The sequence below is a fragment of the Bradyrhizobium sp. Gha genome, assembly GCF_900113735.1.
Lineage (GTDB): Bacteria > Pseudomonadota > Alphaproteobacteria > Rhizobiales > Xanthobacteraceae > Bradyrhizobium.
The window spans coordinates 1-26,165 of record NZ_FOQM01000057.1 but is presented as its reverse complement, the minus strand read 5'-3'; the positions used below and the strand labels follow the sequence as shown (position 1 = coordinate 26,165).

The following is a 26,165-nucleotide window of genomic DNA, read 5'->3' as shown; positions in this document are numbered from 1 at the left end:
CCAACAAACCTGTCAATCGGTGCTGGGATGCGCGGCGCACAGGGAGTCTGTAGCTGACATGGAGCCGGACTCATTTGACCAGGCGGACTTCGGGGTCCGCCGCGCCTGACGTCGTTGGGTGAGGGCATGAAACTCAGGGGGCTTCTGACAGTCGCGATGACCGCTCAGGTCATCATGACCGCCCTCGCTCTCCTCGTCTCCCATTCCGTGGCCGGACCCGGATTCGGCGTTGCCCAGATCGTTGCCCTGCTCGCAAGCGGCGCCGTCGCGATGCTGCTCGCGCGGCTCTGCTCGCGCACGATCGAGACGGTGCAGGACAAGCGCGCTGCAGCGCAATTGGCCGAGCAGGCGCTGTCGAGCGCACAAATGACCCAGGCCGTCATCAAAACCGCGCTGGATGCTTTCGTCCAGACCGACGCCAACGGGATCATCGTGGAATGGAGCGTTCAGGCCGAGGCGCTGACCGGATGGACGCGCAGGGAGGCGCTCGGCACTGACGTCGTCGACCTTCTCATCGCCGAGCCGCTCCGCGACGGTTTCAGGCAGCGCATGATGCGCCTTCTGCCGGAGCTCTCGAATACACCGATCGGCATCCGGTTCGAGGCGACGCTGCTGCACCGGGAAGGCAACGAGATCCTGATCGAGGCGTCGAGCACCGCGCTGCGCCTCGGCGGTCAAACCATGATCAACGTCTTCGTCAAGGACGTGACGCAAAAGCGCGCCGCCGAGGAGCAGCTGATCCAGGCGCAGAAGATGGAAGCGGTCGGTCAGCTCACCGGCGGCATCGCGCATGAATTCAACAACATGCTCACGGTGATCACGGGCACGATCGAGACCCTCGCCGACGCCGTGAAGGACAATCCGCCGCTTGCCACCATCACCAAGCTGATCAGCGAGGCCGCCGATCGCGGCGCCGCGCTGACGTCGAGCCTGCTGTCCTTTGCGCGCAAGCAGGCGCTGCAGCCGGCCGAAATCGACGTCAACGACCTGCTCGAAGAGCTTTCAAAACTGCTGCTGGCGACGTTCGACAAGAAGATCGCGATCATGACCAGGCTCGACGGCAGCGCCTGGCTCGCCTTCGCCGACCGCGGCCAGCTCTCATCGGCCTTGCTCAACCTCGCGATCAACGCCCGCGACGCGATGCCCGAAGGCGGCCGGTTGACGCTGTCGACGCGCAACGTCGTCTTCGGCGTCCGCGAAGCCGTCGCGGTCGGCGCCGGCTATGCCGGCGACTATGTCGAGATCGAGATCGCCGACACCGGCACGGGCATTCCGCAGGCGATCGCCGAACGCATCTTCGATCCGTTCTTCTCGACCAAGGACGTCGGCAAGGGCACGGGGCTCGGCCTCAGCATGGTATTCGGCTTCGTCAAGCAGTCGGGCGGCGGCATCAAGGTCGATTCAGCCGAGGGCTGCGGCACGACGTTCACGATCTATCTGCCGAAAGCCGAAACCAGTGTGCTCCGCCCAGCGGGCTATGACGAACGCAAGATCGTTGGCGGGACGGAAACCATCCTCTGTGTCGAGGACGACCGCGATGTCCGCCACTACGTCACGCTCCAGCTCGAAAGCCTCGGCTACAAGGTCATCCCCGCCGCCAACGCCAGCGACGCGCTCGCCATCGCGGCGGAGGGGGCGCACTTTGATCTGCTGTTCACCGATATCGTGATGGCCGGCGCCCTGAATGGACGGGAACTCGCCGACGAGATGGTCGCCGCGCGGCCCTCGTTACGGGTGCTGTTCACGTCAGGCTATGCCCACGACGCCCCGCATGGACCGGGACGCGCCACCATGGGTGCGCCGCTTCTGACAAAACCCTACCGCAAGGCCGAGCTGGCACGCATGCTGCGCCGCTCGCTCGACACCGCCGTCGATGCCGCCGGCGATCCGATCCCGACGCCCTATTCGGTGCAGGCCCAGCTCGAAGGCTTCCTGCGCAAGCAGGAGAGCGAGGAGCGCGCGGCGCAATCAGGACAATAAACGCGAGCTCATCCGCCGTCGCAGCGTTGCCGACGGCGTCTCGCCGAATTTTTGGCGGTAGGCTCCGGACATGCGGCCGAGATGGGTGAAGCCGAGATCGAAAGCGATGTCGGTGATGGACACGCCTGGCGACGCCAGCGCGAGCCGGGCATGGAGGCCGGCAAGCCTGATATCGAGCAACATCTCCGAGATCGACACGCCGAAGTGACGGCGGAAGCCGAGCTGGAGCGCGCGGATGCCTATCCCCGAGGCAGCGGCGAGTTGTGCGAGGTCAAGCGCCTCGCCGGCATTGTCGGCGAGATGGTCCCGGGCCACGCGAAGTGCCCGCGGCAGGCGTTCGGCTTGGCCCGAGAAGATCCTTATGGCATCCGACAGGCCATGCCGCTGGCCGTTGAGAAGATGTTCGAGCAACGTCTCGCGCCAGCCGGCCATCGCGGCCGGCGAGAGCCGTCCCGGCGGTCCGAGACGCTCGGCCAGCATCACCAGCTCGGCCAGACTGGTTTGCAGCTGGCGGCCGGACGGCGCGTTCAGGTCTATCGCTGGAGCGAATTCGACTGCACCGGCCACCCTGCCGGACAGCGCCGCGGCGCGCTGCTCGACCATACGACGGTCAACCAGCAAAATCGCTTGCGCACAGTCACGCCACATCATCCGGGTCGGGAGGGTGGGCGACAGAAGCGACGCCGTGCTGCCAGGCGCGACATCGAAACCGGTGGCGCCCGCAGAAATATGGGCGGTGCCCGTGAGCGGTATCTGCACAAGAAAGAATCGGTCGAGGCAGCCGGGGTCGATGCTGACGGTCCCGCCATAAGCGACGTAGTTGATGGAAAACCCGTCGAACCCTGCGCAATTGTGCCGGGCCGAAAATCCGGAAGCACGCGCCTGCGCCGGCTTCAGATCGTGCGGGCAGAAGATGCGTCCAATCTGCTCGGCGGCTTCGTCGACATCATTGGTGGTGACGCGGGTGAACGCTGCAAGCCTTTCAGCTCGCGACGAGCGTGTGCTCATTTGCTGCACGGCTGCGGACATCATCGACCCACGCCTCGTCTCGCGGAATTGTTTTAAGCCTATAATAGCTCCGCGGATACGAAAAGGGCACGCCAGCAAAATCGTCGTGCTGCACGGCAACAACACGACCGGATTCGTTTAGCGGATAGACAGGCGACCGGTCCCCGGCGGAAGCTTCCTCGCCGGAGTTCACATGGAGGCGAGCATGACTGCACTCGAAAAGGGCATTACCGCAAACGGCACGGGCTATGGCGGCAAGACCTGGAATATCCTGGGTCAGGTCTATTTCCCCAAGGCCGTCACCGAGTCCACCTTTGCGTTCGAGACCAACAGCGATCCCGGCCAGTTCGTGCCGGTGCACATCCACCCGACCCAGGACGAGTTCATCCTGGTGCAGGAAGGCACACTCGACCTCAAGCTCGACGGCGCCTGGGTCAAGGCACATGCCGGTGATCTCGTGCGCATGCCTCGCGGCATCCCGCATGGCTATTTCAACAAGTCCGACAAGCCATGCCGCGCACTGTTTTGGGTCTCGCCGATGCAGAAGCTGGAGGCGCTGTTCAACCAGCTTCACAATCTGACAGACCCCGCCGAAGTCGTGCGCATCTCGGCGCTGCACGACGTCGATTTCCTGCCGCCCGAGGCCAACGACTAGCAACCGTCTCGTCGTCTCGTCCCACCTGCTTGCAGGTCCGGCGGCCGCCTCGCGGCCGAACGAGGCCGCTTGCGCGCGAAAACACATTGATTGCGAGCCATCCCATGGTCAGCCCAAAGCATGTCTGCGTGATCGGCGCCGGCGTCTCCGGCCTCGCCACCGCAAAGGCGTTCTCCGCCCGCGGCCACCGCGTCACCATCGTCGAGCGCAGCGCTGATCTCGGCGGCGTCTGGGAGCCGGCGCGCTCCTATCCTGACGTGCAGACGCAGAGTCCCAAGGATCTCTACCGCTACACCGATCGCGCCATGCCGCAGGCCTATCCGGAATGGCCAACCGGACCGCAGGTTCATGCCTATCTCGCCGACTACGCGAAAAGTTTCGGCCTCGACCGCATGCTGCGCCTCAACACGAACGTCGCCGGCATGGCGCGACGCGCCGACGGCAAACCGGGCTGGACGCTCGCGCTGACGAACAAGAACGGCGCGACCACGAACGAGGACTTCGATTTCGTCGCGGTGTGCACCGGGCAGTTCAACGAGCCGCGCGCGCTGCATGGCCCGGGCGAGGACGGCTTTGTTGCGCAAGGCGGGCAGATCCTGCACTCCTCGAAATACAACGATCCCACGCTGGCGAAAGGACGCCGCGTCGTCGTGCTCGGCGGCTCGAAGTCGGCGACCGACATCGCCGTGAACGCGGTGAAGTCAGGCGCGCGCGAGGTCACCATCGTGATGCGCGAGCCGGTCTGGCGCCTGCCCTATTTCATCGGCGGGCTCGTGAACTTCAAGCGCATCCTCTACATCCGGGCGCAGGAGGAGATGTTTCCGGGCTGGGGCATCGGCGCGATGTCGAGGCTCGCATACCGTCTGGCTGGGCCGCTGATCTGGGCGAACTGGCGCGGGCTGGAGAGTCTGCTGAAGGCGCAGCTCAAGCTCAACAAGTGCAACATGGTGCCGAAGGAGCGGATCGAGGACGGCGTCAACTGCTCGGTGCCGCTTGCAACGCCGGGCTTCTACCCCATGGTCGCCGACGGCCGAATCAAGGCGGTGTTCGGCACGTTCGATCATTATGAAGACGACACCATCGTGATGAGCGGCGGCGAGCGCGTCGGAGCCGACGTCGCGGTGCTCGCGATCGGCTACAAGCTCGGCGTGCCATTCCTGCCTGACACCTATCAGTCGAAGCTGGTCGATCCGGACGGGCAGTACCGGCTTTACCGCCTGATCGCCAACCCTGATCTGCCCGACCTCGGCTTCGTCGGCTTCAACTCGTCGTTCTGCACCGTGCTCTGCGCCGATCTCGCCGCGAACTGGTTGGTGCGCTATGCCGACGGGCAACTCAGGAACCAGCCGACGGCGCAGCAGATGCGCGACAACATCGAGATGATGCTGCACTTCAAGCGCGTCGAGCGGCCCGCCGCCGGCGTCTATGGCGGCCTGTGTGTCGCGCCGTATCATTACCGTCATTTCGACGAGCTGATGGCCGATATCGGCGCGAAAACGCAGAAGCGCGGCGGGCTTGCCGGACATTTCCAGCCGCCCGACGCTGATGCCTATGCCAAATTCCTGGCGTCGGCGCCGGAATACAGGGCCGCGTGATGAGATCAGACAGGCCGATTTGCGGCTCGCCAGATCGCGGGTTTGATGTTTACGATCCCATGATCAACGAATCTCCGGGACATGGGAACCGCCATGGGACCACGATCTCACATCGCTGCGGCCATGGCGGTACTCGGGCTGTTCCTCGCGGCCCCCGCCCCGAGCCAGGCGCAAGCGCTGACCCCAACGCAATCGGAGGCGCAAGCCGCCTACGATCGCGCGCTCGGTGACTTCAAATCGGTCCTCGCCGAGCGGCGCAGCCAGATCGAGGCGAAGCAGAAGCTGCCGAACCTGCCGGGCCAGGCGCTTTATCTCGCGCGCGTCGCTGTCATCAGCACTTACAAGAATCTTACCGACGCCGTGCCGTCGCGCATCGGCAAGCCGAACAAGTTCGGGATTCCGCCTGCTTATTTCGACGCCGCGATCGAGCCGCTGGTCGACGAATATGCAGATATTTTCGAGATCATGGAAGCGCCGCCCGCAAGCGCGCAGGCCTCGGTGACACCGTTCAAGGACGTCGTCGATCTCGGCACCGCGATTGCGCGCGTCAAGGGACTTGCACCGGCTGAAGCCGACGCTGCGGGCCGCATCAGCCTCGGTCTGTTCTATGCCGAGACGAATGGCAAGCAGAACGTCCGCAATGCGCGCTCGAACACCTATATGGGAAGCCTGCAGACCGGCCCGTCCGAAGACCGCAACGGCCAGCGCAAATGGGAGGCGATCAAGGGTGCAATTGCGGCCGCCAATCCCGCATTGTACGCGCGCGACGACCAGGAAGAGGCGCGATCCCGCGGCACCGATCGTCGCTTCAATCACTGGACCAATGTGCGCGACGGTCTCATGAACGCGCATGCGGAGCCGTTTGCTGAAATCCCCGCGATCGTGAAGACGCTGCCCGATCCGATCGAGCAGATGAAGCTGTTCGAACTGATCCAGATCATCCCGAGCCCGACGCGGTCCGCGCTGAAATCCGGCGACCTCCTGAACTACAGGGTGTCCGATCCCACCATCATGAAGCACTTGCGCAACAACAGCATCTTCGCTTTCGGCAAGGCCGACCGGGCGCGAAGCTCGGCCAGCTTCCGCGAGATCCTGGGCGCGATGTGGCTGTTCAAGCGGAAGTTCGACAAGGCGATGACGAAATACGCGGAGATCAAGCCGCGCTAGTGTTCCACGGCCGGCGATTTGTTGGTAGCTTGGCGCACGACAGGCAATCATGGGGGCGACCAATGACCTCAGCGTATCCCGCCTATCCCGCGCAACGTCGTGACGCGTGGAGACCTATCGGGCAGGCTTTGGCGGCAGCAATGGCCGTGGTCGCGCTGGCCGGGTGCGAGGAGAAAAACACCTTCGTGGCGCCGCCGCCCGCCAAGGTGGATGTCGCAACGCCGGTGCAGCGCCCCGTGACGCGCTATGTCGAAGCCACCGGCAACACCGCGCCCATCAAGAGCGTCGATCTCGTCGCACGCGTGCAGGGGTTTCTGCAGACGATCGACTACACGGACGGCACGTTCGTCAAGCAGGGCACGCAGCTGTTCACGATCGAGCCGGAGACCTACAAGCTGAAGCTGGATCAGGCGCGGGCGGCCGAGGCTGGCGCGCAGGCCTCGGTCCGGCAAGCTGAAACCGATTTCAAGCGACAGGCCGAACTGGTGCAGCGGCAGGCTGTCTCGCAGGCGACACTCGACACCTCGACATCGACCCGCGACAATGCCCAGGCCAGTCTCCAGCAGGCCCAGGCCAACACTGCGATCGCGGAGCTCAACTACAGCTATACCAAGGTGAGCGCGCCGTTCGACGGCGTCGTCAGCGCGCATCTGGTCTCGGTCGGTGAACTCGTCGGCGTCGCCTCGCCGACGCAGCTTGCGACCATCGTTGCGATGGACCCGATCTGGGTTAACTTCACCGTCAACGAGCAAGACGTGCTGCGGATCCGCGCCGAGGCGCAGCGGCGCGGATTGACCGCCGCCGACCTCAAGCAATTCCCGATCGAGATCGGCCTGCAGACCGAGACGGGCTACCCGCATGAGGGCAAGCTCGACTACGTCGCGCCCACCCTCAATTCGTCGACCGGCACGCTCGCGGTGCGCGGCCTCGTGCCCAACGACAAGCGCGTGCTTCTTCCCGGTTATTTCGTCCGCGTCCGCGTGCCGTTCGACCAGGACAAGAACGCCCTCCTTGTCCCCGACAGCGCGCTCGGCAGCGACCAGGGCGGGCGCTATCTGCTGGTGGCCAACAATGACAATGTCGTCGAGCAGCGCAAGGTGCAGATTGGCCCGACCGACAACGGCCTGCGCGTGATCGAAAGCGGCCTGAAGCCTGATGACCGGGTAGTCATTTCGGGGCTGCTGCGTGTGATCCCGGGCCAGAAGATCGACCCGCAACAGACCAAGATCGAGCAGCCGCAGGCGTCAGCCAGGTAGGAGCGCCGGCCATGATCTCAAAATTCTTCATCGAGCGGCCGGTCCTCTCGAACGTCATCGCGCTGCTGATGATCCTGATCGGCGGCGTCGCGCTGTTCAATCTCGCGATCGCCCAATATCCTGATGTGGTGCCGCCGACGGTGCAGGTGACGACGCGCTATCCCGGCGCCAGCGCCAAGACCGTGATCGACACCGTGGCCTTGCCGATCGAGCAGCAGGTCAACGGCGTCGAGGACATGCTCTACATGCAGTCCTACAGCGGCTCCGACGGCAGCTACACGCTGACGGTAACCTTCAAGATCGGCACCGATCTCAATTTCGCGCAGGTGCTGGTGCAGAACCGGGTTTCCAGCGCGCTGTCGCAACTGCCGCAGTCGGTACAGAACCAGGGCGTCACCGTCCAGAAGAGGTCGACCTCGATCCTGCTGTTCGTGACGCTGACCTCTCCGGACAACACCTTCGACAGCCTCTATCTGAGCAACTACGCCACCATCAACATCCGCGACGAGCTCTCCCGCCTGCCCGGCGTCGGCAACGTCACGGTGTTCGGCGCCGGCCAGTATTCGATGCGGATCTGGCTCGATCCGAACAAGCTGCAGGCGCGCGGATTGGTGCCGCAGGATGTCATCCAGGCGATCCAGCAGCAGAGCCAGCAGGTCTCGGCCGGACAGGTCGGCGCGCCGCCGACGCCGCCGGGACAGGCGTTCCAGTACACGCTCAACGTCAACGGCCGGCTCGACGACACCACGCAGTTCGAGAACATCATCGTCAAGACGGGCAGCAGCGGCGACGTCACGCGCGTGCGCGACGTCGGCTCGGTCGAGCTCGGCGCGCAGACTTACAGCCAGATCTTCTCTCTGAACAAGCAGCCCGCCACCGGCATCGGCGTGTTCCAGTCGCCCGGCGCCAACGCGCTTGAAGTTGAACAGGCCGTCGAGAGAAAGATGGTGGAGCTCGCCAAGCGCTTTCCGGAAGGAATCAAATACGACACGCCGTTCGACACGACGAAATTCGTGAACGCCTCGGTCCACGAGGTCTACATGACCCTGATCGAGGCCGGCCTGCTGGTGCTGGTCGTGATCCTGGTGTTCCTGCAGGACTGGCGCGCGATGCTGGTGCCGGCCACCACGGTGCCGGTGACCATCATCGGCGCGTTCGCCGCGATGGCGGCGCTCGGATTTACCATCAACATGTCGACCCTGTTTGCGATCGTGCTGGCGATCGGCATCGTCGTCGACGACGCCATCGTCGTGGTGGAAGGCGCTGCCCACAACATCGAGCAGGGCATGAACGGCCACGACGCCGCGATCAAGGCGATGGACCAGCTGTTCGCGCCGATCGTCGGGATCACGCTGGTGCTGATCTCGGTGTTCCTGCCGGCCTCGTTCCTCGCCGGCCTCACGGGCCGCATCTACTCGCAATTCGCGCTGGTGATCGCGGCGACCGCGCTGCTGTCGGCCATCAACGCGGCGACGCTGAAACCGACGCAATGCGCGCTGTGGCTGCGGCCGGCCGTGCCTCCGGAGAAGCGCAATTTCTTCTATCGCGGCTTCAACGCGGTCTATGACCGCGTCGAGCGCGGCTATACGCGGCTGATCACTTTCCTGGTCAAGCATGCAACCGTCTCGGTCGTATTCGCACTGATCCTGATCGGGATCGGCGGCTACGGCCTGTCTCGGGTGCCGACCGGCTTCCTGCCGATCGAGGATCAAGGCTATCTGATCGCCGCCGTGCAGCTCCCCGACGGCGCCTCGCTCGAGCGGACCCAGAAGGTGCTCGACAGGGCCGCCGACATCATCAAGGGCACGCCCGGCGTCCAACAGGTCATCACCATCGCCGGCATCTCCGCGCTCGACAACAGCGCGAGCCTCGCCAATGCCGGCGTCGCCTACATCATCCTGAAGGATTGGGATGCGCGCGGCAAAGGCGAGGACTTGCGCTCCCTGGTGTACGGGCTCAACGACAAGGTTGCCGATATCATGGAGGCACGGACCCTGGTGCTGCCGCCGCCGCCCATCCAGGGCATCGGCAATGCCGCCGGTTTCTCGATGCAGGTCGAGCTGCGCGACGGCAACAGCGACTTCGGCAAGCTGCAAGCCATCACCGCCGCGATGGTCTCCAACGCCCAGAGCCAGAGCGCACTCCAGCGCGTCTCGTCCTCGTTCCGCTCTGCGGTGCCGCAATTCAACGTCGAGATCGACCGCGTGAAGACGCAGACGCTGCACGTGACGACGGACGCGGTGTTCTCGGCGCTGTCGACCTATCTCGGCTCGTCCTACGTCAACCAGTTCAACAAATTCGGCCGCGTGTTCCAGGTCTATACCCAGGCCGATCCCGCCTTCCGCGTCAGCGAGCGCGACATCGCCAACATGCAGGTGCGCAACCAGAACGGCGACATGATCCCGATCGGCACGGTGGCCACGATCACGCCGGTCACCGGACCATCGCTGATCAGCCTCTACAACCTCTACCCCTCCTCGACCATCGTCGGCCTGCCGGCGCAGGGCTATTCGTCCGGCCAATCACTCAAGCTGATGGAGGAGATCGCGGACAAGACGCTGCCGCCCGGCACCGGCTACGAATGGACCGCGATGTCTTATCAGGAGAAGGCGGTCTCGAACCAGATCTACTGGGTGTTCGGGCTCGCGATGCTGCTGGTCTATCTCGTGCTCGCCGGCCAGTATGAGAGCTGGTACGCGCCGATCTCGGTGATCCTGGCGGTGCCGCTCTCGCTGCTCGGACCGATGCTGATCCTCTCGGGGCTGAAGATCGAGAACAACCTCTACTGCCAGATCGGCCTGATCCTGCTGATCGCGCTGTCGGCCAAGAACGCGATCCTGATCGTGGAGGTCGGGCTCGAGCTGCACGGCCGCGACGGCAGGCCGGTGCTGGAAAGCGCGATCGAGGCGGCGCGCGCCCGCTTCCGCCCGATCCTGATGACCTCGTTCGCCTTCATCCTCGGCGTGGTGCCGCTGGTGATCGCGACCGGCGCCGGCGCCAGCGCCCGCAAGTCGATCGGCATCACGGTGTTCTCGGGGATGCTGGCCTCGACCTGCCTTGCGGTGCTGTTCGTGCCGGCCTTCTTCGTGGTGGTGCAGCGCTTCGAGAACTGGCTGGCGTCACGCAAGGCACCGAAGGCGCATCCGGCCGCGGAGGTGACATCCTGAAACAACCCCATGCACAGTAGGGATGGCGTTGAAACGGCTCAAGTAATTCGTTTTTACAGAAATTCGCTTGCACCGTCGGGCAAAACACCGGCATGATGGCATTATCGGCGGTGTGGGTGAGGTGCCGCGCCCTCGCCTCGCCGTCATTGCGAGGAGCTCGCGACAAAATTGCGAAGTAATTTTGCGCTGATGCGACGAAGCAATCCAGGCTGCCTCTTCGGAGCGATTCTGGATTGCTTCGCTGCGCTCGCAATGACAGCGGGACTAACCCTTCTCGCCCGCCACCTGCCGCGCCTCGCCGCTCGACACCAGCAGCACCGAGACCTTCGACTGCCTGAGCACCGCGTCCGCGACGCCGCCGAAGGAGAGATGGTTGCCCTGGATGCGGTCGACGCCCATGACGACGAGATCGACATCGGTGGTGTCGATCTCGCGCAGGATCGCCGCCTCCGGCGCCCGGTTCACGCGCAAGGTCGTGGTGATGTCGACGTCGTAGCGTGCGGCGAGATCGCTGGTGTCCTTGAGGATGCCCGCTTCCTGGCTCAGCCCACGCGAGGCGCCGCGCTGCGCGCCCTTGTCGCGCGTCGTCGCGACATAGATCACGCGCAGCGAGCCTGATCCCGCCTGCGTCAGCGCCACCGCAACTTCGGCGCCGCGCTTGGAAATGCTGCTGCCGGAGACGGGAACGAGGATGTTGAGCCCATCTGGTGCCGGCTGCTTCAGATGCTTGCCCTTGGCCGCCACGATCGCGAGCGGCCCCTCGAACTTTGCAGCGATGTCCTCGACCTTGCGGTCGAAGCGATCCTTGGTCGCGGTGACCTTGTCGACGCCGACGACGAGGAGATCAAAACCCTTGCGCGCCTCCGCAGTGATGGTTTCGCCGAGCTCGGCGCGCCGCGCACGGGTGACGACGTCGACATTGCCGGCGTCACCGTCACCGCCGGCAGAGACGATTTCGGCCGCCTTCTTCACCACCGCCTCGTGGCTCTCCGCCTCAGCCTGCTCCTTGGCGCGCATGCCGATATGCAGCACGGTGACGGGAAAGCCGCGCATGCCGGCGATCAGGCCTGCGATATGGGCGGCGAAAGTGGCATTGACGCTCTCATCGACCGCGAGCAACGGACGCTCGAGATTGGCGACGAAGCCGCGCTTCTCGAACTCCTCCCGCTCCAGCCGCTCCTTCTCGTCCTCGTTCATCGGCAGCTTTGCCAGCGCCGCGCGCAGCATCGGCGGCATCGCCATCGTGGTCACGATCGCCATGGTCACGATCATCGTGAACATGACCTGGCTGAGCACGCCGATGGAGAGGCCGATGGTGGCGATGATGACCTCGGTCGAGCCGCGCGCATTCATCCCGCTCGCGAGCGCCAGCGATTCCCGCGTGTTCAGGCCGCCGAGAGTGCCGCCGACGAAGGCGCCGCCGAACTTGCCGAGACTTGCGATCACGACGAGCAGCCCAGTGAGCATCAACAGACCGGGATCGCGCAGCACCGAGAGATCGGCGCTGAGGCCCGCAAGCCCGAAAAATACCGGCATGAAGAAGCTCGAGATCAGTCCGCGCAACCGCTCGTCGATCTGCCGCGTCAGGATCGGCGACTCCCCGACCAGGATGCCGGCGACGAAGGCGCCCAGCACGGTGTGGACGCCGATCGCATGCGTGATCAGCGCCATCACGCCCATCAACAGCAGGATTACGGTGATGACCGCCGCCACGCTGACGAGGTTGTCGTTGGCCCAACGGATGAGCTGAAACACCAGCCGGCGACCAATGGTGAAGCTGACGGCGAGGAAAGCGAGGGTGCCCAGCACGGCTTTCGCCACCGAGGCGATGTCAGGCGTGCCCTGCGAGGCCAGGCTGAAGATGACGGCGATGATGATCCAGCCGATGGTGTCGTCGATCACGGCGGTCGCGACGATGATCTGGCCGACATTGCGGCGCATGAAATTCATCTCGCGCACGACCACGGCGACGATCTTCACCGAGGAGATCGACAGCGCCGTGCCCATGAACAGCGAGGCGACGAGACGCTGCTCAGGCTTCGGCAGCAGCGCATCGGGGAGGAATTCACCGAGCGCGAAGCCGCAGGCGAACGGCACGAGGATGCCGGCGATCGAGATCGCGATCGCGGCCTTGCCGACCTTCCTGACCAGCTTGAGATCGGTCTCCATGCCCGTCAGCAACAACAGCAGCAGGATGCCCACTTGCGCGATGCCGTCGAGCATCGCCTTCTGCTCGGGCGTCTTGGGGAAGATCGCGGCTTGCGCCTCCGGCCAGATCCAGCCGAACAGCGACGGCCCGAGGATGATGCCGGCGAGCAGTTCGCCGATCACCGAGGGCTGGCCGATGCGCTGCATGATTTCGCCAAGACCGCGGCCGATCGCGATCAGCAGCACGATCTGGGTCACCAGCAGGAATTCGGAAGGCGCCGCCGATTTGCCGCCCTCGGCGCCGGCCGCCATGGTGGTGAGGACAAGCGCCGCGGGGACAAGGCCGACCGGCCGGAGCAGGCTCCACTGCATGCAGGCGTCTTTCCCCCGTTTGCTGTCCCGGCAAAGTGCCGGGGCTACAGGGGATAGAACCCGCGGAAGGTGGAGCGGGTTCCCTGCGTGTGGCGGTGGGTTCGGGGAGAGTATCGCTTATGGCATTTTGCGCGAGCACAGCGCGCGCCTCGTCCTTCGAGACGACCGCTTCGCGGTCTCCTCAGGATGAGGCTAAGCGGCACCGGTGCTCGTCGAGATGTCGGCCGCGCACTCGGTCCTCATCTTTGAGGACCCGCCAAACGGCGGGCGTCTCGAAGGATGGCCACAGGGGAATCGCTCCAATATGCGATTGCGCTGGGCACCGAGGGGCCGCAGGCGCGGCTCGGCGAAGATTTTTACGCCGCCGACTGGAGCGCCTGGAGCCTGCGGACGAAGCCCAACGCCGCCTCGTTCAAGTCGCCAAATCTGCTGCGCAGCGCCTCGGCGCGTGAGCCCGCGCGGCCAAAGTGGCGGCGCGAGCGGGCAGGTTGGGAACCTGCCTTCTCGAATTCCGTTTTCTGCAAAATGGACATCGGACCATTGGGCCAAGTCACAGTGGAGAAGCGCGATGAAGCGACGCGAGTTCTTAGGCGCTGCCGCCACGTTGTTCCTTTTCCCAGGCTCAGCATCCACACAGGGAAAGGTGAGAAGAGTTGGCTACCTTTCCGCGGGCGCGCCAATTACCGACGATTCCCCAACTTCCGGTCCGGTTATAAGCGGCCTCAAGCGCCTTGGATGGATTGAAGGAAGCACGATCCTGTTTGAGCGGCGCGCCGCGAATCAGGAACTCTCGCGTTTGCCTTCGCTTGTGAGTGAACTTGTAGCCGAACGCGTCGAGGCGATCTTGACCTCCGGCTTCCCGGCAGTAGCAGCCTGTAAGGGAGCATCCGTCCCAGCCATAGCCTCGGGCGCAGGAGACGTGGTCGCGCTTGGTCTCGTCGATAGTTTTCGTCATCCGGGAGGAAACATTACTGGAATTTCCGACCTTGCTGGCGAGTTAGCGCCGAAGCGTCTTTCACTTCTCAAAGAAATGGCGCCTTCCATGCGCAAGGTCACATTGCTTTGGAACGGGGAGGACCGCGCTATGGGCCAGCGCTATCAGCTCTCGGCTGCATCGGCCAGTTCCTTGGATTTGACGGTGCGGTCCTTACCGGTACGCGAACCGCATGACTTCGATATTGCCTTCTCCAATATGGAGCGCGACCCGCCAGATGCGGGTTTTATGGTCGTGGACGGTCTTACCGGATCAAATCGCGAGCGCGTCATCCAGTTCGCGGCAGCACACCGAATTCCTTTCATGTATGAGGGCGACTTTATTGTTCGCGACGGCGGACTTCTCTCCTATGGTCCGGATCTCGCCGAAGTTGGCGAGCGTCAAGCCTCGCTACTCGACAAGATTTTGCATGGGGCAAATGCGGGCGATCTTCCGTTCGAACGACCAACCCTGTTCACGCTTGCTGTGAACGTCAAAACCGCAAAAGCACTCGGGCTTGTAATTCCGCCCACGATACTCGCCCGAGCCGACGAAGTCGTCGAATGACGTGGCCCGCAGCGCTAGACTTGCAATAGGCGAACGATCTTCCTGTGGCTCCTACCGACCGAACCCCACTGCGGTCCGTCACGTCGGCAGTGAGGGGTGGACCGGCGCTTGTTACCCAAGGCGAACTTCCCGCGTTCACACATGCCGCCATGCACTTGGCCAGGCGAGAATGCGCTTGCCAGGGTTCCTTATTCCCGCCGCAAGGTGCTAATCTCGCTAATCCTCGTGGTCCTCAGAAGAGGCATACATGCGGCGGCGGGAGTTCATTGGGCTTGTAGTATCGAGCGCCGCCACCTTGTCGCAGTTGGATGCGCAGGCACAGCAGTCCCCGGTTATCGGTATCTTAGGAAGCTCAACGGCTGGAGACTATGGTCCGATGATAGCTGCCTTTCGAAAAGGGCTGAGCGAATCGGGCTATCTCGAAGGAAAGAATGTCGGGTTCGAATACGCATGGGCAGACGATCACTATGATCGGCTGCCTGGACTGGCCGCCCAGCTAACTGAGCAACGAGTTAATGTGATCTTGGCGGCTGCGACACCGTCGGCGCTGGCCGCAAAGTCGGCGACTACAACCATTCCCATCGTGTTTGCAGTTGGCGGTGACCCTGTCAGCACCGGGCTGGTGACCAGCCTCAATCGCCCAGGCGGAAATATCACGGGCGCGGCACATATCAACGTCGATACAGCGCCGAAACGTTTAGAACTGTTGCACGAGCTTTTACCGGGCAGCAATTCGCTTGGGCTGCTGACGAATCCGGCTAATCCCCTGACACCATCAGTTGAGAGCGGAGTAAAGGCGGCAGCCGGAGCTTTGGGCATCAGGCTGACGACGTTTCACGCGAGCACCGACGAGGAGATCAACGCGACATTCAAGAATGCTACTGGTTCTGTCGCTGGATTGGTGATCGGTACTGACCCGCTGTTTACGAGCCGCGCGACGGCGTTGGGCGCGAAGTCCCTCGAATACAAGCTTCCGGCTATCTATCAATATCGAGACTTTGTGGTAGCTGGCGGCGCAATGAGCTATGGCGGCGACATTAGCGATTCCTATTATCGTGCGGGCATCTACGCCGGGCGAATCCTCAACGGCGAGAGACCGGCCAATCTCGCTGTACAACTCTCGACACGGGTCGAACTCTTCATAAACCTAAAAACTACCGAGGCTCTCGGGTTAGAGCCACCCGTCGCATTGGTTGCACGCGCCGATGAGGTGATCGAATAGCCATGCGCTATGCTACGGTGCATGACTCCGGTTGTGGCCCATCTGCGAAGTTGCGCCGCGTCTGCCGGAGGTCCGCTCATCGCGCCAGAGCGGACCAGATTTGCTCAACCTGAAGTCTTCGCAGTTGGACTCATTTGAGACATGAGGACACGCGCTTGCCGCTGCTTTCTTGCCCCTGCTTTAATGTGTGCGGGCCGTCACAGTGACGAAGAAAAGCATTCTGTATTCCTACGAATACAATTGGGATGGGATGGTCCTTCCCGAACAATCAGGAGAGCGACATGGCTTACGAACTGAACAATTCGGAACTCGATCTCGTCAGCGGCGGCGATCTCAAGGAAGTGCATTTCAACCCTGGCTACAAGGAACCGACCGTCCTCCTCGACGATGGCATCAATATTCAGACCACCGGGCTCTTCCACAGCAACGTCGGCTACGACTCACCCTTTACTCCCATTCCGGCTTGAGCGCGTAGTGGTACCTTGCGGGCAAGGCCCTTGAGCCTTGAGCATGCAAGGACTCCCTCGGACCAACGTCTTGAATGCAATGCTGGTGCCGTCGGCAGACCGCCGATTGCCTTGAGACTGCTGAAGAGGCCGCCCCGCCTCAGTTGACGGCCTCTCTCATGAGCCCCCTGCCAGCCGAGGCGAAAACCCGCCGTCGGGATCAGTTGCAGGCTTCGCCCCGGCGACATCGGCGCGGTGCTGACGAGACGTGATATTTCGACTATTCTTCCATGCGGCCCAAGGCCGGGCCCACGAGAGGAGACCGATGAGCACCGTAAAGAACGCTCTGGCCCAGAAGACTGGCGCCCTGATCCACGTTCGTTCCGGCGACATGGTCATCGAAGCTTTGCGCAAGATGCGCGACGACCGCGTCCGGTCGGTGCTGGTCATCGACGACGACGTGCTTGTCGGCATCGTGACCCAGGGCGACTGCGCGATCAAAGTGCTGCTGCCCGGGCTCGATGCGAAGCAGACGGCGGTGGGCCAAGTGATGACGCGCAACCCGGTGACGGTCAAGCCGGACGATCCACTGGAGGGCTGCATGGCAATGATGGCTCAGCGCAGGTTTCGCCATCTGCCAGTGCTGGACGGGGGCAAGGTCGTGGGCGTGATCTCGATCGGAGACGTTGTCAAGAACATCATCCGGGATTTGGAGCACAACGTGGACGACCTGATGGGCTACATCATGAAGGACGGCCCCGGGGGCTGACAGACGCACGCACCCGACAGCGACTCTCGGTGACGCGGCCCGAATGTCCGCTTCCAAGCAATGAACTGACTTCGGGCGGTCGAGCTGCCGAGGTCAGCTGAGCGCGCTCGCGCCGGCCGCCGCTTGTGGACCCGAAGCGGACATTCAGCATGGCTCGAAACCTTCGAGCCATGCGATCCTGCCTCTCTGATGTAGATGCCCTGGACTAGCGGCGGCCTTCGGCGACTTGCCTTTCGCCGGGCAACTTGCCTCCGGCCTGCAGACTGCTGCAAAGCCATCGTGACTCCTTGGAGGTCGCGCCGAGCAAAGTCTTGGTTTCGATGCACTGCGCGTAAGTATTGTAGTTCAGCGTGTCCCGGCACGTTGTCGAGAATGGGCCGATATCGCGTTCGCCACTCTGACTGCATCCAACCCAGGGGGCGTTGCCGACTCGGTAACTGACTTCGCAGCCACCGTTACAGCTGCTTGCAGATCTCTCCAGCCTGGAAATCTTCCCCAGGACCGTATTCGGCCCGAATACCGACCCTTCACCTTGAGCCGTCGACGAGCCCGTCGCCCGTTGGCGGTGATGGGCCGTCACGGTCGTTGCTCTCTGCGTCGGCACCACATTTGTCCTTGCCTTCGGCGCTTCGACCGATACGGCGGGAAGTGTAGAATTTGGTGTGGGTTGCGACATTGCCGTGCCGGACGTGCTGCACAGCAAAACAGTCGACAAAGTAAAGACGATGGACGGCACGGCGAAGCCAAATGACGATCGCATAGATACCTCCAGAAATAGACGGAAATTCGCTTCCGACAGCTAATGGTTGTATCACAGCAATCCAGATCGGCAATCCATATGGGGCATGATCATTGGTGAGGAGCCACCACTCGCTGGCGCCCGCTTGTGGCTCGAAGCTGCTGACGGCCGATGGGCAGTACAAGCAGTCGGGTCATCCTGCGCTTCCTTCCGCGTGCAGGTGGCACGAGCCTCATCCGCCCGCCGCACCCGCCACAGCGCCGGCCGGCACTGCCGTCTCTGAGGATACTTCTTTGACCAGACCTCGCTTGTCTTCCCACTTCGCCACGGCAGCCGTTGCGATGCCGTTGCCGATGACGTTGGTCATGGTCCGCCCCATGTCGAGGAACTGGTCGATGCCCATGATCAGAAGCATGCCGCCCACCGGCAGGTTGAACATCGGTAGCGTCGCGGCAACGACCACGAGCCCGGCGCGCGGCACGCCGGCGATGCCCTTGCTGGTGACCATCATCACCAGCAGCATGACGAGCTGTTGCGTGAAGCTCAGCTCGATGCCGTAGGCCTGGGCGATGAACAAGGCCGCAAAGGCCTGGTACATCATCGAGCCGTCGAGGTTGAAAGAATAGCCCAGCGGCAGCACGAAGCCGGAGATGCGCTCGCTGACACCGAACTTGGTCAATTGCTCGATCATCTTGGGATAGGCAGCCTCGCTGCTCGCCGTCGAGAAGGCCAGCAGCATCGGCTGGCGCAGCAAGCCGATGAGATGAAGGACAGGCCGGTCCAGCGCCAGCAGACCGGCGAGCACAAGGACGGTCCAGAGCACCGCCAGGCTGAAATAGAAGGTGGCGATGAACTTGCCGTAGGTCAGGAGCACACCGAGCCCCTGCGTGGTGATGACGGCCGCAATCGCCGCGAACACGCCGAGCGGCGCGAACTTCATCACGAAGCTGGTGATCTGCAGCATGATTTGGACCAGCTCGTCGATCGATGCCGCGATGGTCCCGGCATGGCTCGTCTTCAGCCTGCTCAGCGCCAGCCCGAAGAACAATGCGAAGACCAGGATCTGCAGGATCTCGTTCGCGGACATGGCCTGGGCGATGCTGGTCGGAAAGACGTGGGTGATGAAGTCCTTCAGATTGAAGCCGGCGGTCTGCAAGGTGTTGGCGGCATCGGCACTGGGAAGCGGCAGCCGCAAGCCGTGCCCCGGCGCGAACAGGTTCGCGAAGATCATGCCGAGGCCGAGCGAGACGAGCGAGGCCGACACGAACCAGCCCATCGACCTGGCGGCAATGCGGCCGACCGCTCCGCCTTCGGAGCCGAGGCTGGTGATGCCTGACACGATCGTGGCGAAGACGAGCGGCGCAATGATCATCTTGATCATGCGCAGGAACACGTCGGTGATCACAGAGAAATAGCCGGCGATGGTCTTCGCCATCTCCGGCGTCGGCGCCAGCTCATGACAGGCGTAGTCCGCCAGGATGCCGAGCAGCAGGCTGACCACGAGAGCATTGGTCAGACGGTTGGACCGCGCAGGCGAATTATCGGCGTTCACTGTCATTTCCTTATTTCCTCCCTTGGACGCTTTGGTTCACGACGGTTGGATCTGGCGGCCATCCCGGTCCGCGGCGGCCGGACTTTGCGGCCTCGTCAGCATCTCGGGCTTCAGGATCGCCGCCAGCGCGGCTTCGGTGAGCAGCCCGCGCTCCCGCTTGTCGGGCATGATCGAGGAGCCGGCCCGGACGGCCGGCAAATTGATCTCGTCGAAGCAGCAGCCCCGCTTCGCGCAGCCGCTCTTATTGGTCGAGGTGCCGGCACCGCCCTGGATGACGTCAACGACGAACTGGTCGTGGAGGCGGCCGGCGCGCAACTCCTCGCAGGCCGCCACGATCGCCCGCCCGCGGCGCTGGTCGAGGAGGCCGAGCTCCATATTGGACAGCGCCGCCGCCTGCTTGATGGCGGCGAGCGCACCAATCAGCTCGGGATAGGCCGAGATCGCGATGCCCGAGATCGGAAAGTTCTCGACGGCGCGCACGGTGTGAACGCCGTAATACGCCTCGAGCGGCACCTCGCGCGCGCCAAGCAGATCATGTTCCGTCCGCATGTTTTCTCCCGCAAATCGGCTCCGGTGTCGGAGACTTTGGCGGGGATGCATGCGCCGGAGGACGGAGCGCCGTCCAATGTTATGCCGGCAAGTTCTATTCCGAATTTGCATAGATTTCCCCGGGACGTCAGGGCATCTTGCGGCGGGCGGGCTAAGCGGAGCAGGCACGATGGAATTGAAATGGCTGGAAGATTTTCTCAGCCTCGCCCGCACCCGCAGCTTCTCGCGCGCGGCCGATGAGCGGCACGTGACGCAATCCGCGTTCAGCCGCAGGATCCAGGCGCTGGAGCTTTGGCTCGGCGTGTCCCTCGTCGACCGCAGCAGCTATCCGACCACGCTGACCGCCGAGGGCCGCGAATTCCTGGAGACCGCGGAAGAAACGGTTCGCATGCTGCATGCGAGCCGTTTCGCGCTTCAAGCCAGCAAACGGCCGAGCACGCAGATGGTCTCGGTCGCGGCCCTGCACACTTTGTCGCTGCATTTCTTTCCGCGCTGGTTCAGGAGCATCGAGAAGGAGGTCGGGCCGATCGGCAGCCGGCTGCTGCCCGACGATTTTCACAGCTGCCTGCAGGCCGTCGTCGAAGGCAGCTACGACTTCCTGCTCACCTTCCACCACGCCAATGTGCCGATCCTGTTGGAGCCCGAGCTCTACCCGCATATCGTCGTCGGCATGGACAGTTTCGTCGCCGTGCGCAGTGCAACATTGGCGGCCGCGGCGGACGATGCGGCTTCGCTTCCCCTGCTCAGCTACGCCTCGAACTCTTTCCTGGGGCGGGTCGCCACCTTCGCGCAGGCCCAGGCCGGCTCGCCGCCCGCGCACGTGACGCATACCAACGAGAACGCCATGGCGGAGGGGCTGAAATTCATGGCGCTGGAGGGCTATGGCCTGGCGTGGCTGCCGCGCAGCCTGGTCGCCCGGGAGCTGGACGAGGGCACCCTCACCATTGTCGGGCCCGAGATCCCCCTGGAAGTCCGGCTCTATCGCAGCGCGCGGCGGACCCGGCCGATCGTGGAGAAGGTTTGGACCGCCGCGCAGGCGGCCAGCCCCAAAACTATGTAGAAGAGGCATAGGCCGTTCTGAACGGGCATTGGATTTGGTGGAAGCGGCCATGCACCATGTCTCGAACAAGGAGACTTCGATGCTTGGCATTCTGGGCGGCATGGGCCCGATGGCGACCGTGGATTTCATGGGCAAGATCGTCAGGAACACCCCCGCATCCTGCGACCAGGATCACATCCAGATGGTGGTGTGTTCGGCGACCGACGTACCGGATCGCACCGCCGCCATTCTCGGACAGGGCGGTGACCCGTTTCCCGCCATGCTGAATGCCTTGCGCCGGCTCGAGCTGTCGGGCGCGACCCGCATCGCCATTCCCTGCAATACGGCGCACCATTGGCACGGCGCGCTGCAGGCCAAGACGTCGGTGCCGATCATCCACATCGTTGACGCCGTCGCCGACGCGCTCGCTGCGCAGCAGGTAACCAACCCGACCATCGGCCTGCTTGCGACCGACGGCACGGTGCATGCCGGAATCTACCAGCAGCGGCTTGCCGAACGCGGCTATGCCTGCATGGTGCCCGATGCGAAGGCGCAAACTGAGGTCATGCGCGCGATCCGTCTGGTCAAGGCAGGACTTAACGAGGAAGCGGCCGGCATCCTTGGCCGCGAGGCAGAGGCGCTCGCCGCCCGCGGCTGTTCGCACATCGCCATGGCCTGCACTGAAATTCCGCTGGCACTGGCTGCCCTCGATAGCGATATCGGCGCGGCCCTGCTTGATCCCACCGACCTGCTGGCGCAGGCCTGCGTCAGATCATGGCTGGCCGCGCCGCAGGAGATGGTGCGGCAGTTCGCCTAGCGCATGGTCCTCACGCCGCGTGCGGCGTCCTGATCTCGCGCGGCAGGATGATCGCCGCCGCGATCGGCAGCAGGCAAAGCGCCGCAAACGCGTGCAGCATGGTGACGAAGCCGCCCTGCTCGTAGAGCCAGGCAACCAGGCCGACAGATGCGCCCGCCGCGGTGAAGCCGATGAAATAGCGCACGGCGTAGGCGCGCGAGCGCCATTCCTCGCTGGTATATTTGCCGACCATGGCGTCGTTGACCGTGACCTGCCCGAACGCGCCCATGACGATGCCGATCGACACCAGGATCAGCAGAACATCATTCAGGCTCGCGGCCAGATACAAGAACGGCGCCAGCATGAAGGACAGCGGCAGCGCCACCGCCCTCAGCGAGTAGCGGTCGAGCAGCCGGCCGATCGTGTATTGCGTCATGGCGCCGAACACGTAGACGCAGGCCGCGATGACGCCCAAGACAGCCGGGCTTTTCGTGAGGTCCGCGAGCCGTTCGGCGAACAGCTTCGGCAGCGCGACGGTGACCGCGTTGAACGTGGTGGAGATCGCGATCACCACGATCAGCAGCGACAGCACCACACGCCACATGTCCTGTTTTGCCACCCGCGCTTGCGCCGCAGCCTGCTTCGAGCCCTTGCGGTCCTCATGCACGACCAGCACCGCGAAGGCGATTCCGATCAGGATGGTGACGATGCCTGGGACGATGAAAGCAAAGCGCCAGCCGAGATATTGCCCGATCACACCGGTGACCAGCGCCGACGAGGCGACGCCGAGATTGCCCCAGACCCCGTTGATGCCCATCTCGCGGCCGAGCCTCTCGGCATAGGACACGATCATCGCGGTCCCGACGGGGTGATAGATCGAGGCGAACATTCCGATCGCGAGCAATGCGGCGCCGAGTTGCACCGGCGTCTGCACGAAGCCGACCGAGATCATGGCGGCGCCGATGCCGACGAAGAAGAGCAGCATCATGTGGCGGCGGCTCCAGCGGTCCCCGAGCCAGCCCGTCAGCAGCGAGCCGGCGCCGAAGGCGACGAAACCGGGGGTTGCGTAGGGAAGCAGCTCCGAATAGGCCATGCCGAGCGCCGGCCCCATGATGATGACGGCAGCGGCGAAAATGAGCATCGCATAATGATCGAGACGAAACTGATGACCCTGACGGGGCTGTTCATTCGGAATCCTCTCCTGCTCCGAAAATGAGTTATATGTCATGGGCATGACGGAATGCTGCCAATGACTGTCGTCGAAACGCCAATCCTCCGGGAGGTCCAGGGTAATCATCGCTCCACCGCGGGCGTGCACCTGGTCGCGCGCGATTATCCGAAGGGCATGCGGATCGATCTGCACATGCACCGCGAGTCGCAGCTGATCTATGCCGCAAAGGGCACGATGCAGGTGACGACGCCCGGCGGCCGCTGGCTGGTGCCGCCGGACCGCGCGGTCTGGGTGCCGGCCGGGCTCGAACATGCCATCGACCTGCTCGCCGACATCGAGATGCGCACGCTGTATTTCGACCTCGCCTGGCTCGAGCGCGAGCAGCGCTATGAGGGGCTGACAAAAGAATTCGTGGTGCGGGTGTCGCCGCTGCTCAATCAGGCGATCCTCGCTTTGTTCGACGCGCGCAACACCGAGGAGCGCACCGAGCTGCTGGTGCGCCTGGTGATGCTGGAATTGCACCAGGCCGAGGATTCGGCGACCTTCGTGCCGCTGCCGCACGAACCGCGCTGCCGGCGCGCGGCGATGATCGTGCTCGACGATCCCACCGGGCTGCATGACATCGACACGCTCGCGCGCGAGGTCGGCACCTCCGCACGCACGCTGTCGCGGCTGTTCTCGAGCGAGACGCAGCTCAGCTTCAAGAGCTGGTGCCAACGCGCAAGGATCGCCGCGGCGATCCAGCTTATATCGACGGATGCGAATGTCTCGGTGAAACAGCTCGCGACGCAACTCGGCTATTCCAGCGTGCCGGCGTTCTCGGCCGCGTTCCGCCAGGTGACGGGGCGGACGCCGACGGAGTTTGCAGGGAAGGATTGAGGCGAACGCGCCCTCGCCTCCGTCGAGAAGCTCTTGCATCGAAGGAATCCAGAGTCCCCCCGCGGCAACAGTCTGGATTGCTTCGCTACGCTCGCAATGACGGAGGATGTGGCGGGCACCTCCCACAGCCCTCTCCTTCGTCATTGCGAGGAGCCCTTGCGACGAAGCAAATCCAGACGGTCTCAGCCAAGGGACTCTGACTGCTTCGCTACGCTCGCAATGACGTTGTGAGGCAACTGCCCCCAGCGGGGCATGGCGGCATTCTCGGAAATGCACGGTCCGACTAAAGATGCCGCATTGGACCGCTAGATTGTGATCGGCTTCAGCCTAAATCCGATGTAAGCTTCCGCACCGCACAAACCCGGATTCGAAAAGCCCAGATGGCCAATGCCTTCTTCTCCGACCTGCTCGCCACGATCTCCGAGCGCGGCCGCACGCTGCTGCGCCGGGGAAATTCCGCCGATACCCGGCAGGACGCCGACGGGCTGATCGAGCTCTGCGGTGCGCTGCTGTCGGGCCGGGGCGAAGCCTCCGGCACCGCCATGGCGCGCGAGGTGCTCGACATCTACCGGCAGCTGGATGCGGCAGGACGCCGCGCCTTCTTCGAAGGCCTGCTGCGCGATTTCGGTCCCGATCGGGAGCGGCTGTCGAAGGCGATCGAAAAGTGGCGCAGCCAACCTGATGACGAGGATGCGAGCTCGCTGCACTTCGCCTCGGAACCGCGGCGGCAGGAGCTTATCCGGCGTCTCAACCGCGCGCCTGGCGGTACCGGCGACCTCGTCGCCATGCGTGCCGATCTGCTCGGCATGATGAACGGACACACCCACCTCGCCGCGCTCGATCGCGACGTCTCGCATCTTCTCTCTTCGTGGTTCAACAGGGGGTTTCTCGTGCTGCGCCGGATTGACTGGTCGACCCCGGCCAACATCCTCGAAAAGATCATCCGCTACGAAGCCGTGCATGAAATCAGCGACTGGGACGATCTGCGCCGTCGCATCGATCCGGTCGACCGCCGCTGCTACGCCTTCTTCCATCCCGCGATGGTCGACGAACCCCTGATCTTCGTCGAGGTCGCGCTGACCGAGACGATTCCCGGCGCGATCGCGCCGTTGCTTGCCGTCGATCGACAGTATCTTCCGATCGAGAAAGCGCGCACCGCCGTGTTCTATTCGATCTCCAACACCCAACGCGGCCTTGGCGGCATCTCCTTCGGCAGCTTCCTCATCAAGCAGGTGGTCGAGGAGCTGCGCCGCGAATTGCCCAAGCTCGACAGTTTCGTGACGCTGTCGCCGGTGCCGGGCTTCATGCCATGGCTGAAGCAGGACAAGGACCTGCCGCTCTCGGACGAGGACCGCGAGATCCTCAAGCGGCTCGACGATCCCAAATGGTACGAGAATCCGGAGACGACGACGCAGCTGCGCGCCGTGATCGAGCCGCTCGCCGCCTACTATTTCCTGAAGGCGCGGACGTCGAAAGGCCGCCTGATCGATTCCGTCGCCCGCTTCCACCTCGGCAACGGCGCGCGGCTCGAGCGCATCAACTGGCTCGGCGACCTCTCGCCCAAGGGCCTGCGCGAATCCGCCGGCGTGATGGTGAACTACCTCTACCGCCTCGACGACATCGAGAAGAACCACGAAGCCTACGCCAATGACGGCGAGGTCGTGGCGTCGAGCGCCGTGAAGAAGCTGCTACGGGGCGAAGGACGAAGGCTGCTGGACATGCGGCTGTCGTAGCGCGCGCTGCGCCCTCGCCACATCGTCACTGCGAGCGCAGCGAAGCAATCCAGACTTGATCTTCCCCCGAAAAAGTGGACAGGGTTCAAGCCGATTTTAGCTCCATCTCGACCGGGCTGATATAGCCGATGGCCGAGTGTCTGCGGTGATGATTGTAGAAGCCCTCGATGTAGGTGAAGATGTCGCGCTCTGCTTCATTGCGGGTAGCATATTGGCGGTGATGGACCAGTTCGGACTTGAGCGTGTGGAAGAAGCTTTCCATAGGGGCATTGTCGTAGCAGTCGGCTCTGCGGCTCATCGAAGGCAGGAAGCCGGCGGCTTGCAGCGCTTGGCGATATTCGGTTGAAGCATATTGGGTGCCGCGATCGGAGTGATGGATCAG

The 26,165-nt window shown here is 63.6% G+C and carries 19 protein-coding genes and 2 pseudogenes; 14 read left to right on the top strand and 7 right to left on the bottom strand.

What is annotated here, in order from left to right; all coding sequences use genetic code 11:
- Positions 1–126: 126 nt before the first annotated feature.
- Complete coding sequence (locus BM222_RS37250) at positions 127–1,980, top strand: ATP-binding protein (RefSeq protein WP_092239626.1); 1,854 nt, start codon at positions 127–129, stop codon at positions 1,978–1,980.
- Here BM222_RS37250 and BM222_RS37245 read toward each other — a convergent pair.
- A complete protein-coding gene (locus BM222_RS37245) occupies positions 1,969–3,009 on the bottom strand; it encodes an AraC family transcriptional regulator (RefSeq protein ID WP_092239644.1) in 1,041 nt (346 codons plus the stop codon). The two genes, BM222_RS37250 and BM222_RS37245, sit on opposite strands and share 12 nt — an antisense overlap.
- Positions 3,010–3,193: 184 nt before the next feature.
- Between BM222_RS37245 and BM222_RS37240 the strand changes: the two genes are divergently transcribed.
- From BM222_RS37240 to BM222_RS37220, 5 genes are all read left to right on the top strand, one after another.
- Positions 3,194–3,643 carry a cupin domain-containing protein gene (locus tag BM222_RS37240; protein ID WP_092239643.1) on the top strand — a complete coding sequence of 150 codons (450 nt, stop codon included), beginning with the start codon at positions 3,194–3,196 and terminating at the stop codon, positions 3,641–3,643.
- 104 nt (positions 3,644–3,747) lie between these two features.
- Entirely contained in the window at positions 3,748–5,238 is a 1,491-nt protein-coding gene (locus BM222_RS37235; RefSeq protein ID WP_177243699.1) for a flavin-containing monooxygenase, read from the top strand.
- A gap of 93 nt (positions 5,239–5,331) precedes the next feature.
- Positions 5,332–6,405: a hypothetical protein gene (locus tag BM222_RS37230; RefSeq protein WP_092239624.1), complete on the top strand. Its 1,074-nt coding sequence runs from the start codon at positions 5,332–5,334 to the stop codon at positions 6,403–6,405.
- A 62-nt stretch (positions 6,406–6,467) separates the two neighbouring features.
- Positions 6,468–7,661 (top strand): efflux RND transporter periplasmic adaptor subunit, encoded by a 1,194-nt coding sequence (locus tag BM222_RS37225; RefSeq protein ID WP_177243698.1) that lies wholly within the window; start codon positions 6,468–6,470, stop codon positions 7,659–7,661.
- A gap of 11 nt (positions 7,662–7,672) precedes the next feature.
- Entirely contained in the window at positions 7,673–10,828 is a 3,156-nt protein-coding gene (locus BM222_RS37220; RefSeq protein ID WP_092239622.1) for an efflux RND transporter permease subunit, read from the top strand.
- A 264-nt stretch (positions 10,829–11,092) separates the two neighbouring features.
- Here BM222_RS37220 and BM222_RS37215 read toward each other — a convergent pair whose 3' ends face one another.
- Positions 11,093–13,348 (bottom strand): cation:proton antiporter domain-containing protein, encoded by a 2,256-nt coding sequence (locus tag BM222_RS37215; protein ID WP_092239621.1) that lies wholly within the window; start codon positions 13,346–13,348, stop codon positions 11,093–11,095.
- 356 nt (positions 13,349–13,704) lie between these two features.
- Positions 13,705–13,881: a hypothetical protein gene (locus BM222_RS41585; protein WP_177243697.1), complete on the bottom strand. Its 177-nt coding sequence runs from the start codon at positions 13,879–13,881 to the stop codon at positions 13,705–13,707.
- Between the two features lie 35 nt (positions 13,882–13,916).
- Here BM222_RS41585 and BM222_RS37210 point away from each other — a divergent pair, with 35 nt between their 5' ends.
- From BM222_RS37210 to BM222_RS37195, 4 genes are all read left to right on the top strand, one after another.
- Positions 13,917–14,888 (top strand): ABC transporter substrate-binding protein, encoded by a 972-nt coding sequence (locus BM222_RS37210; RefSeq protein WP_177243696.1) that lies wholly within the window; start codon positions 13,917–13,919, stop codon positions 14,886–14,888.
- A 247-nt stretch (positions 14,889–15,135) separates the two neighbouring features.
- On the top strand, positions 15,136–16,110 hold the full coding sequence (locus BM222_RS37205) for an ABC transporter substrate-binding protein (RefSeq protein ID WP_244547408.1): 975 nt from the start codon (positions 15,136–15,138) through the stop codon (positions 16,108–16,110).
- 281 nt (positions 16,111–16,391) lie between these two features.
- The gene (locus BM222_RS37200; protein WP_143106171.1) at positions 16,392–16,577 is read left to right on the top strand and encodes a hypothetical protein; all 186 of its coding nucleotides are present in this window, start codon (positions 16,392–16,394) and stop codon (positions 16,575–16,577) included.
- A gap of 304 nt (positions 16,578–16,881) precedes the next feature.
- Positions 16,882–17,325 carry a CBS domain-containing protein gene (locus tag BM222_RS37195; protein ID WP_092239618.1) on the top strand — a complete coding sequence of 148 codons (444 nt, stop codon included), beginning with the start codon at positions 16,882–16,884 and terminating at the stop codon, positions 17,323–17,325.
- 971 nt (positions 17,326–18,296) lie between these two features.
- Here the strand turns inward: BM222_RS37195 and BM222_RS37190 are convergent.
- Both BM222_RS37190 and BM222_RS42615 read right to left on the bottom strand, forming a co-directional pair.
- Positions 18,297–19,622 (bottom strand): dicarboxylate/amino acid:cation symporter, encoded by a 1,326-nt coding sequence (locus BM222_RS37190; RefSeq protein WP_092239617.1) that lies wholly within the window; start codon positions 19,620–19,622, stop codon positions 18,297–18,299.
- 237 nt (positions 19,623–19,859) lie between these two features.
- Positions 19,860–20,165, bottom strand: a pseudogene (locus BM222_RS42615) (lyase family protein); the annotation flags it as partial.
- Between the two features lie 169 nt (positions 20,166–20,334).
- Between BM222_RS42615 and BM222_RS37180 the strand changes: the two are divergent.
- Positions 20,335–21,225, top strand: a complete 891-nt coding sequence (locus BM222_RS37180) for a LysR family transcriptional regulator (RefSeq protein WP_092239616.1) — start codon at positions 20,335–20,337, stop codon at positions 21,223–21,225.
- Between the two features lie 79 nt (positions 21,226–21,304).
- Complete coding sequence (cuyB, locus tag BM222_RS37175; RefSeq protein WP_092239641.1) at positions 21,305–22,021, top strand: cysteate racemase; 717 nt, start codon at positions 21,305–21,307, stop codon at positions 22,019–22,021.
- Between the two features lie 10 nt (positions 22,022–22,031).
- Here the strand turns inward: cuyB and BM222_RS37170 are convergent.
- A pseudogene (locus tag BM222_RS37170) lies at positions 22,032–23,188 on the bottom strand (MFS transporter).
- A gap of 61 nt (positions 23,189–23,249) precedes the next feature.
- On the opposite strand from BM222_RS37170, the gene BM222_RS37165 reads away from it, so the two are divergent.
- Positions 23,250–24,050 (top strand): AraC family transcriptional regulator, encoded by an 801-nt coding sequence (locus BM222_RS37165; protein WP_177243695.1) that lies wholly within the window; start codon positions 23,250–23,252, stop codon positions 24,048–24,050.
- A 380-nt stretch (positions 24,051–24,430) separates the two neighbouring features.
- Positions 24,431–25,783 carry a malonyl-CoA decarboxylase gene (locus BM222_RS37160; protein WP_092239614.1) on the top strand — a complete coding sequence of 451 codons (1,353 nt, stop codon included), beginning with the start codon at positions 24,431–24,433 and terminating at the stop codon, positions 25,781–25,783.
- Positions 25,784–25,868: 85 nt separating this feature from the next.
- On the opposite strand, the gene BM222_RS37155 is transcribed toward BM222_RS37160, so the two are convergent.
- Positions 25,869–26,165 (bottom strand): IS3 family transposase (locus BM222_RS37155; RefSeq protein WP_177243694.1); only part of this gene is annotated, 297 nt, incomplete at its 5' end.

Excerpts from the sequence above, each read along its gene's own strand:
- BM222_RS37250 (WP_092239626.1), top strand. The coding sequence starts at position 127 with ATGAAACTCAGGGGGCTTCTGACAGTCGCGATGACCGCTCAGGTCATC.
- BM222_RS37245 (WP_092239644.1), bottom strand. The coding sequence starts at position 3,009 with ATGTCCGCAGCCGTGCAGCAAATGAGCACACGCTCGTCGCGAGCTGAA.
- BM222_RS37240 (WP_092239643.1), top strand. The coding sequence starts at position 3,194 with ATGACTGCACTCGAAAAGGGCATTACCGCAAACGGCACGGGCTATGGC.
- BM222_RS37235 (WP_177243699.1), top strand. The coding sequence starts at position 3,748 with ATGGTCAGCCCAAAGCATGTCTGCGTGATCGGCGCCGGCGTCTCCGGC.
- BM222_RS37230 (WP_092239624.1), top strand. The coding sequence starts at position 5,332 with ATGGGACCACGATCTCACATCGCTGCGGCCATGGCGGTACTCGGGCTG.
- BM222_RS37225 (WP_177243698.1), top strand. The coding sequence starts at position 6,468 with ATGACCTCAGCGTATCCCGCCTATCCCGCGCAACGTCGTGACGCGTGG.
- BM222_RS37220 (WP_092239622.1), top strand. The coding sequence starts at position 7,673 with ATGATCTCAAAATTCTTCATCGAGCGGCCGGTCCTCTCGAACGTCATC.
- BM222_RS37215 (WP_092239621.1), bottom strand. The coding sequence starts at position 13,348 with ATGCAGTGGAGCCTGCTCCGGCCGGTCGGCCTTGTCCCCGCGGCGCTT.
- BM222_RS41585 (WP_177243697.1), bottom strand. The coding sequence starts at position 13,881 with ATGTCCATTTTGCAGAAAACGGAATTCGAGAAGGCAGGTTCCCAACCT.
- BM222_RS37210 (WP_177243696.1), top strand. The coding sequence starts at position 13,917 with ATGAAGCGACGCGAGTTCTTAGGCGCTGCCGCCACGTTGTTCCTTTTC.
- BM222_RS37205 (WP_244547408.1), top strand. The coding sequence starts at position 15,136 with ATGCGGCGGCGGGAGTTCATTGGGCTTGTAGTATCGAGCGCCGCCACC.
- BM222_RS37200 (WP_143106171.1), top strand. The coding sequence starts at position 16,392 with ATGGCTTACGAACTGAACAATTCGGAACTCGATCTCGTCAGCGGCGGC.
- BM222_RS37195 (WP_092239618.1), top strand. The coding sequence starts at position 16,882 with ATGAGCACCGTAAAGAACGCTCTGGCCCAGAAGACTGGCGCCCTGATC.
- BM222_RS37190 (WP_092239617.1), bottom strand. The coding sequence starts at position 19,622 with ATGACAGTGAACGCCGATAATTCGCCTGCGCGGTCCAACCGTCTGACC.
- BM222_RS37180 (WP_092239616.1), top strand. The coding sequence starts at position 20,335 with ATGGAATTGAAATGGCTGGAAGATTTTCTCAGCCTCGCCCGCACCCGC.
- cuyB (WP_092239641.1), top strand. The coding sequence starts at position 21,305 with ATGCTTGGCATTCTGGGCGGCATGGGCCCGATGGCGACCGTGGATTTC.
- BM222_RS37165 (WP_177243695.1), top strand. The coding sequence starts at position 23,250 with ATGACTGTCGTCGAAACGCCAATCCTCCGGGAGGTCCAGGGTAATCAT.
- BM222_RS37160 (WP_092239614.1), top strand. The coding sequence starts at position 24,431 with ATGGCCAATGCCTTCTTCTCCGACCTGCTCGCCACGATCTCCGAGCGC.